Source organism: uncultured Solobacterium sp. (assembly GCF_963550625.1).
In the GTDB taxonomy this organism is placed as follows: Bacteria; Bacillota_I; Bacilli_A; order Erysipelotrichales; family Erysipelotrichaceae; genus Bulleidia.
Window position 1 is genome coordinate 19815 of sequence record NZ_CAUVCV010000004.1, and the last position, 13085, is coordinate 32899.

Sequence of the window (13085 nt, forward strand, 5' to 3'; positions counted from 1 at the left end):
AAGGAACGCACATGGCTATTGAGAAAATGAAATTTGTCAGTGTGTGCACGGACCCGGAACATCGAGATGCGATGTTACTAGCGGGGATGAACACAGGTCTGTTACAGCCAGAGATAGCGACCAACATTATCAATGAAGATAATAATGGTAGTCTTATCAGTACGGATAATCCTTACCAGGAATATGTACAGACATTTAAGAGTATTGCACATGCAGTAGGGTGTGATTTAAACGTAAAAGAAAAGATTACATCTAGTTATACCAATGCTGAAATTGAAGCATATATCAAAGAATTGAATGAAGAGTTTGGTTTAGATTCTATTGCACAAAGTGAAACATTGTCACCTGATGATGAGAAAGCTTTGAAGGAATTAAGTCAATTAATCTTCGAAAAGATGCATGCATGTAACTATCTAAACTTCGGTTTTGGTAGATTACCAATGGATAGTTTTAAGAAGTTATCCTTGTATCGTGAAGAAATGTTTGTATTACATCGTCTACACTCCACAGCACAGTATGTATGGCTTGTATATGTAACGAGTGATACTTATGCTGCTAAGACTTCTAAGATCTTCCAGAGTTTATTCTTTGAACCAATTACAATACCAAAGTTTGATATTCAGGAAAGAGTGGAACAGTGCCGTATTAAGATGGTGGATATGTATTCCTATTGTGTACGTCAGAGTTCTATCTGTAATATGTATCCATATGTTGCAGTGTTAGACCAGAAACAAATCCTCAGTGGATTTATGAAGGCATCTGATGTGGATGCGTATAAAGCTGCCTTTGAAGGATTACCGGTTGACTTTAGAGTGAAGGATCCAAGTGAAGTAAAAGACCTCAAGTGTCCAACACTATTAAAGAATGGTTTGTTCTTCAGACCGTTTGAATTATTCATCGAAATGTATGGTTTACCTGCATATGATGATTTTGATCCAACAATCTTCATTGGAATTACATACTGTATCTTGTTCGGTATCATGTTTGGTGATTTAGGACAAGGACTTGTGCTTGTAATTCTTGGCTTCTTATTTGAGAAGAAGGGTAAGTTATTTGGAATTGTTGGTAGAGTAGGTATTACATCAATGATATTTGGTTTCTTATTTGGTTCTGTCTTTGGACACGAAACATTATTGAATCCTATTCACCAATCCTTATTTGGTGTAAGAGATAAATTATTTGAAGTGATGGCTTCATCTAGTACGATGGTTCTTCTGATTGGTGCAATTGCGATTGGTGCAGTTCTTATCTTAGTAACAATGATTATGAACATGTGGAACCGTGCTCGCAAGAAAGAGTGGGCTGAATTCTGGTTCTCTCAGAACGGTGTTGCTGGATTTGTATTCTATGGATTTATCATCACAGCTGCGGTATTGAATGCTGCTATGAAAGTGAATGTATTCAAGCCAATGTTTATTGTTCCATTTATTGTTGTGCCAATTATCTTATTTATGATGAAGGAAGCTTTTGCGGAGATGTTTGAAGGTCACTCATTAAAACCAGAAGGTGGTTGGGGTAACTACTTCGTTATGAACTTCTTTGAAGCATTCGAAATCTTATTGAGTTTTGTAACAAACTCCATGTCATATCTGCGTGTTGGTGGTTTCGTATTAAGCCATGCAGGCATGATGCTTGTTGTAATGACGCTTGTAAAGATGACAGGTAATGCAGGTATCGCAGTAGCGATATTTGGTAATATCTTCGTTATGGCGTTAGAAGGTTTGATTGTTGGTATTCAGACGTTACGTTTGGAATACTATGAAATGTTTAGCCGTTACTATAACGGTGGTGGAATTAAATATCAGGCATATACTGCCGAAGATGCAGAATAAAACATTTAGGAGGAGAAATCATGTTATTATCTACAAAAGAAATTTTATTACCATTAGTTGCTGTTATTTTAGTTGTTGGTCCATTATGGATTCTATTACGTAAAGGTGTTAATACTACAAATGCTAAGACAAGAATTCTTGCACAGATTGCGATCTTTGCTGGTGTGTTCTTAGTTACATTATTATTCCAAGCTCGCTCATTTACTGCTTTAGCTGAAGAGGCTACTACAACTGCTGCTACAGGTGATTTAGCAAAGGGTCTAGGATTTATCGCTGCTGCGATTTCTGTCGCTGCTTCCTGTTTAGGTGCTGGTTGGGCCGTTGCTTCTGCTGCTCCAGCTGCTATAGGTGCTGTTTCTGAAAATGGAGACAACTTCGGTCGTGCAATTATCTTCGTTGCCCTTGGTGAAGGTGTAGCGATTTACGGTTTGCTAATTTCTATCTTGATTATCAATGCACTCTAAGGAAGTTGCATGAAAGCATATTGTATTAGTGATAATACTGACACGTTGATGGGAATGCGTCTTGCTGGATTTGAAGGCATCGTATTACATGAACGCCAAGAAATATTAGATAAACTCAATCAGTTGATTGCTGATCCAAATGTTGCGATTGTCTTAATGACAACCAAGGCAATGGAACAGGTGGCTGATGTTGTCGCAAGAAAGAAATTAGTATTACAACGTCCATTAATTACTGAGATTTCTGACCGTCATGGTTCCGCTAAGATTGGCGAAACTATTGACCGTTATATCAGTGAGGCAATTGGCGTAAAACTATAGAGGTGAGCAATGGAAGAATTTGAAGAGAAAATAATCAAATCCATTAAATCCGATATGCTGAACCAATCTACTTTAGTTGAAGAAACTGTTATGAAGGAAATTCAAATGATGCATGATGAGCAGTTGAATTACTTCATGGTAGGTCTAAAGAAGGAAACAGAAGCTTATCTTGAGAAAGAAACAAACGATTTACGTTTAAGTGCTTCTTCACAGCTATCCCAAGAAACTTTAAAGATCAAGCATGATTTACTAAAGCTTCGTATGGATTTTATTAATCAATTGCTAGAAGGTGCTAGTAAGAAAATTGAAGACTTTGTAAAGTCTAGTCAATATAGAGATTATCTTGTAGAAAATATTAATCTAATTAATGTTACTCCTACAGGTATCTTTACAGTTAGAAAAGAAGATGAAGAATTGTTCAAAGAATTGTTAAAAGAGAAGAATATTTCAGCGAATGTTCAAACAGGATATTTCCGCTTTGGTGGATTTACTTATTCTGATTTAGAAAATCGTATGGAATATCGTTGTGATTTGAGCGAGAAGCTTGAAGAAGCACGTCTTTTATTCCGTGAACATTCTGGATTCATTATTACGGAAGGAAGTGACGATCATGAGTGATGTAATTTATTCAATTAATGGTTCAGTTATTTCCGTCATCAACACGAAATCTTTCTCAATGCGTGAGATGGTTTATGTTGGTGTAAAAGAACTTCTTGGTGAAGTTATTCGTGTTGATGAAGATAAAACAATGATTCAGGTATATGAATCTACAACAGGTTTGAGACCAAATGAACCAGTAAAGGGAACAGGTCATTTATTAAACGCAACACTAGGTCCTGGTATCTTACGTAATATTTATGATGGTATTCAAAGACCATTAGATGAGATTGCTAAGGAACAGGGTGCCTTCATTGCGGAAGGTAAATCTGTACCTGCATTAGATCTTGAAAAGAAGTGGAATGTTACGATGTTAGTTAAGGAAGGCGATACTGTAAAAGAAGGACAGATTTTCGCTACGACTCCTGAAACATCTTTAATTGAACACCGTTCTTTAATTCCAGTTGGTTTAAACGGTACAGTTGTAAAGGCATTACCAAGTGGAGAGTATACTGTTAATGATGTACTACTTGTTGTAAAGAGTGACTTTGATGAATCAGAGGTCGAAGTAAAACTGATGCAGCAGTGGGCTATTCGTAACCCACGTCCAATTATTAAGCGTGAGCCAATCTCTATTCCTTTAATTACTGGACAGCGTGTTATCGATACAATGTTTCCAATTGCTAAGGGTGGATCTTCTGCGATTCCTGGGGGCTTTGGTGCAGGTAAGACAATGCTTCAGCACCAGATTGCCAAGTGGTGTGATGCGGATATCATCATCTATGTAGGTTGTGGTGAACGTGGTAATGAAATGACACAGGTTCTAGAAGAATTTGCTGAATTAATTGACCCTAAGTCTGGCAAGCCATTGTTAGACCGTACGGTATTGATTGCGAATACTTCAAACATGCCAGTAGCTGCACGTGAAGCATCTATCTATACAGGTGTTACTATGGCTGAATACTATCGTGATATGGGATATCATGTGGCGCTTATGGCTGACTCTACATCTCGTTGGGCTGAAGCCTTACGTGAAATTTCTGGTCGTTTGGAAGAAATGCCTGCAGAAGAAGGCTTCCCAGCATACTTACCATCACGTATCGCACAGTTCTATGAACGTGCAGGTATGGTAGATGCGTTATCTGGTAAGAAGGGGTCTGTTACTTTAATCGGTGCAGTATCACCACAGGGTGGTGACTTCTCAGAGCCAGTTACACAGAATACAAAACGTTTCGTACGTAGTTTCTGGGCCTTAGATAAATCACTTGCATATATGCGTCACTATCCAGCTGTAAACTGGACAGACAGTTACTCTGAATATATCGATGATTTAACACGTTGGTATGATAAGAATGTAGCACATGACTTTATTGACTTACGTCAAGAGATGCAGTCTATTTTGCATGAAGAAGCACAGTTAATGGAAATTGTTAAGTTGATTGGTTCTGACGTATTACCTGAAGATCAAAAGTTAACACTAGAGATTGGACGTGTTGTACGTGTTGGATACCTCCAACAAAACTCTTTCCATCCAGAAGATACTTACGTTTCTCTTGAGAAACAATACAAGATGTTAAAGGTGATTCATTACTTAAGACAAGCATGTACACCATATGTTCAAAAGCATATTCCTGTATCCCTCATGACACAGACAGGTGTATTTGATGAAGTTATCAAGATGAAATATGATGTACCAAATAACAATCTAGCATTACTCGATACATACAATGAGAAGATTGATGCGGCTTTAGCGTCAATTCAATAAGAGAGGAGGATTTCAATGAGTTTACAGTTATTAGGTTTAGATGAAATCCAAGGCTCTCTTGTTGCGTTGGATCATGTAAAGAATGTTTCAAACGAAGAAATGGTATCAATCCTTTTAAATAATGGCTCAAGACGTAAGGGTAGAGTTGTTGAAATTGAAGGGGAACGTGCCATCATTCAGGTTTTTGAAGGAACAGATGGATTAGGTAAAACAAACACAAAGACAAAGTTATTAGGACATCCAATGGTATTAGGTGTATCCAAAGAAATTCTTGGCCGTACATTTAATGGTGTAGGTGATCCAATTGATAACCTTGGACCTGTATACATCAATAAATATGAAGATGTAAATGGTAAACCTTTAAACCCAGTTTCTCGTGAATATCCACGTAACTACATCAATACAGGTATCTCTGCGATTGATGGATTAAATACTTTAATTCGTGGACAAAAATTACCTATTTTCTCTGGCTCAGGTTTACCACATGATAAACTTGCTAGCCAGATTGTTAGACAAGCATCACTTACAGGACAAGATGCGGAAAACTTCTGTATCGTGTTTGGTGCGATGGGTGTTAAGAATGACGTAGCGGATACATTCAGACGTTCTTTTGAAGAGACAGGTGTAATGGATAAGGTATGTATGTTTATTAACTTATCTGATGACCCAATCCTTGAAAGAATTATGACGCCACGTTGTGCATTAACAGCTGCTGAATATCTTGCGTATGAATGTGATATGAACGTTCTTGTTATCTTGACAGATATGACAGCGTATTGTGAAGCTGTACGTGAGTTCTCATCCTCGAAGGGTGAAATTCCTTCACGTAAAGGTTTCCCTGGATACATGTATTCTGATTTAGCTTCTTTATATGAAAGAGCAGGTATCGTCAAAGGTGGAAAGGGTTCTGTTACACAGATTCCTATCTTAACGATGCCTAACGATGATATTACTCACCCAGTACCTGACTTAACTGGATATATTACTGAAGGACAGATTGTATTGGATCGTGACTTATATCTCAATAACATTAACCCACCAATCGGTATTCTTTCATCACTATCTCGTTTGATGAAGGATGGTATTGGTGAAGGTTATACAAGAGCAGACCACCAGGATGTTGCAAACCAGTTATTTGCATGTTATGCAAAAGTACAGGATGCAAGATCTTTAGCAAGTGTTATTGGTGAAGATGAATTATCTCCACTTGATAAGCAATATATTGCGTTTGGTAAGAGATTTGAATCTATCTTCTTAGGCCAGGGTTATCGTGTGAATCGTTCCATGAAGGAAACACTTGGACTTGGTTGGGCATTACTATCCTTACTTCCTAAGGAAGCGTTAGATCGTCTTGATCCAAAGATTATTGAAGCTAACTACGACTCTGAACACGCTGAGCATACGATTCAGTTAATTATTAAAGGAGAAGAGTAGTTATGGCAGCGCAGGCAGTTGCGACAAAGGGTAATCTTATCAAAGCCCGCAAGTCCCTGGCTCTTGCTCAAAACGGCTTTGAATTAATGGATCGTAAGCGTAATATCTTGATTCGTGAAATGATGTCTCAGGTAGAGAAGGTAAAGATTCTACGTGAACAGATTACTAGTGCTTACCAAACTGGGTACTACTTACTACAACAGGCAAATATGTCCAGTGGTATGATTACCGCTATTACAGAACATATTAAAGTTGATGATTCGATTAAACTTACCTATCGTAGTGTTATGGGTGTCGAAGTGCCAAATATCATCTATCATGAGCCTGAGAGTATGGAAGTACCATATGGATTGGAGGGTACATCATCACGTATCGACGAAGCGTACATCCAATTTCAGAAAGTAAAGCAGATTACATTGATACTAGCGGAAGTAGATAACTCGATCTATCGTCTAGCAAATGCAATCTCCAAAACACAAAAACGTGCAAATGCTTTAAAGAATGTTGTGATACCTCGTTATCAATCATCGATTAAAGAAATGACTGAATCTTTGGAAGAAAAAGAACGTGAAGAGTTCTCACGTATGAAAGTCATCAAAGCACAGAAAGAGAATTAGGGAAGGTCATATGACCTTCCTTTTCCTATAAAAATCAACCCTATGTTTCCATAGAGTTGATTGTGGTTGTCATCTAGGACCACCAAATTCACCTTGTCCGCCTGGACCTCCGCCACCTTCCATCATGGAGTTGGTAATTGATGTGACTTGTGTTCCATTTACAATAACTGTTCCATCGTTTAATGAGGCAGTTAAGTCATAGTCGAATGCGAATTGAGCTGTGATATTGATATAACCACCATTGATTGTTAATGTTCCATTAGCATCAAGGGCATCTGTATCACCCTCAGCCATTGTAATATCTAAGTTACCGCCATTGATTTCAATCTGTACATCATAGTTTGTTGCTTTTTCGGATGCGTTGATACCATCGTCTGTAGCATAGATTTTGATTGTGCCATCATTAATCTGTACGTAAGTACCTTCAATTCCTTCAACAGCATTGATATCAAATGTACCTCCATCAATCTCTGTGATAGTTGTACCTTGGATACCATCATCTTCAGAGTTGATTGTAAAGTTACCACCAGCGATATATACATATCCTGTTGTTAAATCATCTTCATTTTCAGAATGGAAGCCATCCTTTGTTGCGTTGATGTTGAATATTCCATCTGCTACACGGATACTGTTAAGAGCTTTGAATCCGTGCTTTGTTGTATTTACGTTATATGTACCACCAGTAACCTTTAAGTCGTTATTGGAAGCAACACCATTTGCAGAAGAATCGATATTTAATGTACCTAAACCATTTAGAGTAATATTTGTTTTTGCAAAGATTACGGCATCGATATCATCTCCATTGTCTTCAGTAAATTCACCAGTAACCGTTAGGTTATTTGTAGAGTTCTGTGTTGTTGTTACATATACGTTCTTAGCGTTAACTGTATATACAGCAGGCTTGTTCGTATTTGTGATAGATACGTTATCAAATACGAGATGTACTTCCGCATCGGCTGAAGCGTTAACAATTACCGTGGAATTCTTTGCGGAACCGGTAATAACATAAGTACCGGCTGTATCGATAGTAACATCCTTACCATCTTCTAAAGTTATCTTCTTTGCGTTAGTTGTATCGACAGTCTGTGTAAGATCTGTTTGTGTAAACATATTTGTTGTATCTAAAGGAGAATTCTTTGAATCGTTAAGAGTAGTATTCTTTCCTGTAGTCGTTGTTGTTGAAGTATTTGCAGTTGTAGCAGGGGTAGTAGTGACTGTCCCGTTATCTGCTTGCTTATTGCAACCGGCTACTGCTAAGCCAAGTGCTACGATTGGCACAATTGCTATTCTTTGATATAGTTTTGTTCCGTTCATTTCTGTTAACCTCCTTTGGTTGCATTTAATATATTGGTGGAATGTGAATATTATATGAACAAGTCGTGATAGTTTTCTAAATATAGCGTGCTATATAAAATCTTTGTTAAGATTGTAAATCAATCTGTTTCATTGTGATAGAGTAGGCAAAATAGTATAATTAGTACATATTGATAAGCATTATTTTTAAAGAAGGAGTAAGTGATGAGAATTGGATTTTTAACAAATGTATATCCGTTTGAAAAACAAAGTCAGATTTCATCCTTCTATCAATGGTTAAAAGTAAAACAACAAGATGTAATCTTGATTGCTTGTCATAGTGAAGGGTATCACTATGATAAGAAACTTCAAATTCTAACATTACCATTTCAGAATTTGAATGATGTGATGGAGTTAGGAGAGTATCATTTTGATATTTTACAAGCTACGTTTGATGATCCGCTTATTGATCTCTGTAAGACACAGTTAAAACTTCCAGTATTTAGAAAAGAATTGCTTCAAAATAAGTTTGAAGATATATTCAATCATTATCAGGATGCTTTAGAAACGTATTATATTCGTAGTGTAGACTTACAGAAGAAATACGCAAAGTTAATGATACAAATCAATCCAAATTTAACGAAAGAAATTAAGGTTACATTAGATGATTATGTACAGTATGGCTTAAGAAAAGGTATTACAATTAGCAAAGAACAGTTACGTAGTTTTGAAGAACATATTGATTCTGAGCAGTTGTATCAAAGATGTTTACGCAAACTATCCTTAAAAGATAGAACGATTTATGAAATGCGTAAATGGTTAAAAGAAACTGAACTTGCAGATTATCAAGAAGTAAATGTTTTGATGGATAAGCTAGTTAAAAAAGGTTATCTGGATGATGAAAAATTATGTATGGAACAAATACAAGCATTATCTAATAGCTTATATGGGCCAAAGCAAATTATCTCCAAGTTAAAACAACGAGGCATAAATGAAGATTGTATTCTTGCATGCATGGAACAGTCGAAATTAAAAGAATATGAATATGCACTAGCATATGCTACGAAGACTTTAAAACAAAATCAAAAGTCATCTGTCACAAAGACGAAGAATACGATTCGTAATAAACTAATGACAAGAGGTTATTCGAGCAGTACAATCGAAAAAGTTGTACCGGAGTTAGATTATTCCTCAAATAAAGAAAATGAAGATGTACTATTAGAAAAGTTAATTAAGAAAGCTATCAAACGATATGAGAGAAAATATCGTGGATATGATTTGAAGACACGTATCTATCGCTATTGTTTAACACAAGGATTTCATGGTGAGGATATAAGTGCATACATGGATAGAATGGAGTGGATTTATGACGAAAATTAGTGAATATGAAGTTGGCAAAAGATACGTTTTGCCACTATTAATAAAAGATGTAAAGAATGGTACAACAAATAAAGGCGCTCAATATTTATCTCTAGTTGTACAGGATAGCTCTGGTACGATTGATGGTAAATTTTGGGATGTGAAACAAGAGGATAAAGATATTGTACAAGTTGGTTTAGTACAAGAAGTAAGCTTTGAAGTACTAGACTACAACCATAATTTACAGATACGTATTAATCGCATTCAGCCTTTAGATCAATCAACAGTGAATATGAGTGACTTTGTAATCTCAAGTGCGCAAAGTGAAGAAGAACGTAGTCGTAAACTTCATGAAATTCTTGATTCCATTCAGAATGAAGTATACCGTAAGTTGGTAAAAGGAATGTTAATCCATGCAGGAAGAAAGTTTATAGAATATCCTGCTGCTTCGCAAATTCACCATAATTATTTAGGTGGTTTAAGTGAACATTCTATTAGTATGGTTGAAGTATGTCAGATGTTATGCCAGCACTACCCACAGTTGGATTATGATTTACTAGTTTCTGGTGCATTAATGCATGATATTGGGAAGACTGCCGAAATGAGTGGAGCGATTGCGACGGAGTATACCTTAGAAGGAAAACTGGAAGGTCACATTTCTATCGCAAATGGTTGGTTAACAGAAGTAGCAGCTAAGGAACATCTAGAAGACTACGAAGAGACAATCTTCTTACATCATATGATTCTTTCTCATCACGGTAAGATGGAATTTGGTTCTCCGGTATTGCCAAAACTACAGGAAGCAGAAGTGTTATACCTAGTCGATAATCTAGATGCGCGATTAAATATGTTGAGTCAGGCTTTCGCATCGATTAAGCCAGGCACATGGACACCAAAATTATTTGCGTTAGAAAATCGTCAATTCTATAAACCGAAAGGAAAGGAATAAACATGGATTTACGTTTAGTAGCAGTTCAAATTGTTCGTAAAGCATTAACTGCAGTAGGCCGTGGTGGTTCCTTACCAGGACGATTAGCACTGAAGATGGATCCTCACTTCATTGAGAAATTCCATATGCCAAAACATGTGATTCTTGTAACAGGGACAAATGGTAAGACAACGACATCAAACCTTATTGCAAGATCACTCATGCAAGCAGGTTTAAAGGTAATTAATAACAGTCGTGGGGATAACTTAAATGTAGGTATTGCAACATTACTAGCGGCCAATTCTGATTCAAACTTTAATGTTAAAGCTGACGTTGCTGTAATTGAAGTTGATGAATTGACATTATATCGTCAATTTAAAGCACTACGACCAACAGCACTTGTCGTCAATAACTTTTTCCGCGATCAGTTAGATCGAGCAGGAGAGATGGAAACAATTATTCGTAAGATAGAAGAAGTAACAGCAGACTTTGAAGGTGATCTTATCATGAATGGAGATGACCCTAACGTTGTTCGTATTGCCAATCATGCAAAGAAAGCAAAAGTTCATTTTTTCTCCGTTGGTGAAAATGAAGTATCACAAAAGACTACCAACGAAGCTAGTGAAGGTAAGTTCTGTCCAGATTGTGGTGCACGCCTAGTGTATGACTATTATCAGTATTCTCACATCGGAAGATTTGTATGTCCATCTTGTCAATTTGGTAAGATTTCTCCATATACGTATGTCTCAGAAATTGATTACCAGAATCAGACCTTCACAGTAGATGGTATTAAGTATCATTCGTTTATGAATACAATCTATGCAATCTATAACTGTGCAGTTGTATTAACTGTGATGCGTTTATTAGGCTTAGATTTACAAGCAGCGAATACTGTATTTAAGACATTCTCTATGAAGGAAGGTCGTAATGAAGTGTTTGCACTAAGTAAACCATCTGTATTGAATCTGATGAAGAATCCAACTGGAGCTAATGAAGTAATGAAGTACATTGTTAGTCAAGCAGGTGATAAGAATATCGCTATTTTCTTGAATGATAACGATCAAGACGGTAGGGATATCAGTTGGATTTGGGATGCGCATTTTGAGCGATTAAACAAAGAGGATATTCATACGATTATATGTTCAGGAACACGTGCTTATGATATGGCTTTACGCTTGAAATATGAAGGCTTAGAAGATCATCTTCAAGTGATTGAAAACTTCGAAGAAGCAATCAAGTATCTAGATAAAGCTAATAAGGATAGTTATATTCTTTCTACATATACTGCCTTACATGTTGTACGTAGTATTTTGAAGAAGGAGGCACGATAATCATGGATTTAAAGATTTTATGGATGTATCATGACCTCATGGACCTTTATGGCGATAAAGGAAATATAGAGACACTGCGTTATCGCACAAGTAAGCGTGGGATAGATGTCGTTGTTGATACTTGTACATTACAAGAAGAAAGAAATATTGAAGATTATGATATTTTCTTCTTGGGTGGAGGAGCAGATAAAGAGCAGACACTTATCTATAAAGATTTACTAGCACGAAAAGAATCTATTTTAAAGGCAAAGCAAAGTGGTACAGCATTCTTATTAATTTGTGGTGGTTATCAATTATTTGGTCAATACTATTTAGACCAGGATGGTCAAAAGATTGATGGTTTAGGCATCTATGATTACTATACAGAAAGTAGTGATCGTGATCATCGCTGCATTGGTAATATTGTTGTAGAAGCGAACATTCATGATAAAAACGTAACTGTAGTTGGATTTGAAAACCATGGCGGCCAAACCAAAGCAGTATCCAATCCATTTGGCAAAGTACTTGTCGGACATGGAAATACATTCGATAGTGGTTTTGAAGGCTATATGGATGTACAGACTATCGCAACTTACATGCATGGTCCGCTATTACCAAAGAATCCAACTATTGCGGATGAAGTGATTCTTCGTGGTTTAAATCGTAGATATGAAGTTAATCAGCTGGAGCCACTACAAGATACTCTTGAGAATGCGGCACATGATGTAATGTTAAAACGATTGAATGTAAAGTAAAAGGGGCTATTAAGCCCCTTTAATTGTTTGAAGTACTTCATCTAAGTCTTGTGTTTTAGATTTGTTGAATATGAATTGACATGCATCATCTGTGCTGTAGCGTGGGATGATATGGAAATGTAGGTGGTGTACTGTTTGTCCTGCCACTTCACCACAGTTATTTAGGATATTACATCCTTCAGCTTTTGTGGCACGAGTGATTTTCTTAGACAGGTTAGAGATAACCTCAGCACATTGTTTTACTGTTTCACTATCTGCCTCTAGGATATTTGCTACATGCTTCTTTGGCATGACAATTGTATGCCCATAGGTTACTTGTGAGATATCAAGTATTGCTAGCACATTGTCATCTTCATAGACTACTTTTGATGGGATCTTATGATCGATAATATCGCAGAATATACACATAATTA

At 36.7% G+C, this 13085-nt stretch carries 12 protein-coding genes and 1 pseudogene; 11 read left to right on the plus strand and 2 right to left on the minus strand.

The window, feature by feature from the left end:
* The first annotated feature begins 11 nt into the window (after positions 1 to 11).
* The 7 genes and pseudogenes from RYK16_RS03660 (at position 12) to RYK16_RS03690 (ending at position 7027) form a co-directional block, all read left to right on the plus strand.
* Positions 12 to 1832: a V-type ATPase 116kDa subunit family protein gene (locus RYK16_RS03660; RefSeq protein WP_314850846.1), complete on the plus strand. Its 1821-nt coding sequence runs from the start codon at positions 12 to 14 to the stop codon at positions 1830 to 1832.
* Positions 1833 to 2083: 251 nt separating this feature from the next.
* Positions 2084 to 2296: pseudogene (locus tag RYK16_RS08360) on the plus strand (ATP synthase subunit C); the annotation flags it as partial.
* A 9-nt stretch (positions 2297 to 2305) separates the two neighbouring features.
* Positions 2306 to 2614 (plus strand): V-type ATP synthase subunit F, encoded by a 309-nt coding sequence (locus tag RYK16_RS03670; RefSeq protein WP_314850847.1) that lies wholly within the window; start codon positions 2306 to 2308, stop codon positions 2612 to 2614.
* A 9-nt stretch (positions 2615 to 2623) separates the two neighbouring features.
* Positions 2624 to 3232 carry a V-type ATP synthase subunit E family protein gene (locus RYK16_RS03675; protein ID WP_314850848.1) on the plus strand — a complete coding sequence of 203 codons (609 nt, stop codon included), beginning with the start codon at positions 2624 to 2626 and terminating at the stop codon, positions 3230 to 3232.
* A complete protein-coding gene (locus RYK16_RS03680) occupies positions 3222 to 4976 on the plus strand; it encodes a V-type ATP synthase subunit A (protein ID WP_314850961.1) in 1755 nt (584 codons plus the stop codon). The genes RYK16_RS03675 and RYK16_RS03680 overlap by 11 nt, the downstream gene beginning before the upstream one ends.
* 15 nt (positions 4977 to 4991) lie before the next feature.
* Positions 4992 to 6410 carry a V-type ATP synthase subunit B gene (locus RYK16_RS03685; protein ID WP_006526330.1) on the plus strand — a complete coding sequence of 473 codons (1419 nt, stop codon included), beginning with the start codon at positions 4992 to 4994 and terminating at the stop codon, positions 6408 to 6410.
* Positions 6411 to 6412: 2 nt separating this feature from the next.
* The gene (locus RYK16_RS03690) at positions 6413 to 7027 is read left to right on the plus strand and encodes a V-type ATP synthase subunit D (RefSeq protein WP_314850850.1); all 615 of its coding nucleotides are present in this window, start codon (positions 6413 to 6415) and stop codon (positions 7025 to 7027) included.
* Between the two features lie 69 nt (positions 7028 to 7096).
* On the opposite strand, the gene RYK16_RS03695 is transcribed toward RYK16_RS03690, so the two are convergent.
* Entirely contained in the window at positions 7097 to 8341 is a 1245-nt protein-coding gene (locus RYK16_RS03695) for a carbohydrate-binding domain-containing protein (RefSeq protein WP_314850852.1), read from the minus strand.
* Between the two features lie 204 nt (positions 8342 to 8545).
* On the opposite strand from RYK16_RS03695, the gene RYK16_RS03700 reads away from it, so the two are divergent.
* The 4 genes from RYK16_RS03700 to RYK16_RS03715 are packed head-to-tail and all read left to right on the plus strand — an operon-like array spanning position 8546 to position 12672.
* Positions 8546 to 9700, plus strand: coding sequence for a RecX family transcriptional regulator (locus tag RYK16_RS03700; protein ID WP_314850853.1), 1155 nt, complete (start codon positions 8546 to 8548; stop codon positions 9698 to 9700).
* A complete protein-coding gene (locus RYK16_RS03705; RefSeq protein WP_314850855.1) occupies positions 9687 to 10628 on the plus strand; it encodes an HD domain-containing protein in 942 nt (313 codons plus the stop codon). Before RYK16_RS03700 ends, RYK16_RS03705 begins: the two co-directional genes overlap by 14 nt.
* A 2-nt stretch (positions 10629 to 10630) precedes the next feature.
* Entirely contained in the window at positions 10631 to 11938 is a 1308-nt protein-coding gene (locus RYK16_RS03710) for a MurT ligase domain-containing protein (RefSeq protein WP_314850857.1), read from the plus strand.
* A gap of 2 nt (positions 11939 to 11940) precedes the next feature.
* Positions 11941 to 12672: a glutamine amidotransferase gene (locus RYK16_RS03715; RefSeq protein ID WP_314850858.1), complete on the plus strand. Its 732-nt coding sequence runs from the start codon at positions 11941 to 11943 to the stop codon at positions 12670 to 12672.
* 9 nt (positions 12673 to 12681) lie between these two features.
* On the opposite strand, the gene RYK16_RS03720 is transcribed toward RYK16_RS03715, so the two are convergent.
* Positions 12682 to 13080 carry an HIT family protein gene (locus tag RYK16_RS03720; protein WP_314850859.1) on the minus strand — a complete coding sequence of 133 codons (399 nt, stop codon included), beginning with the start codon at positions 13078 to 13080 and terminating at the stop codon, positions 12682 to 12684.
* Positions 13081 to 13085 lie beyond the last annotated feature (5 nt).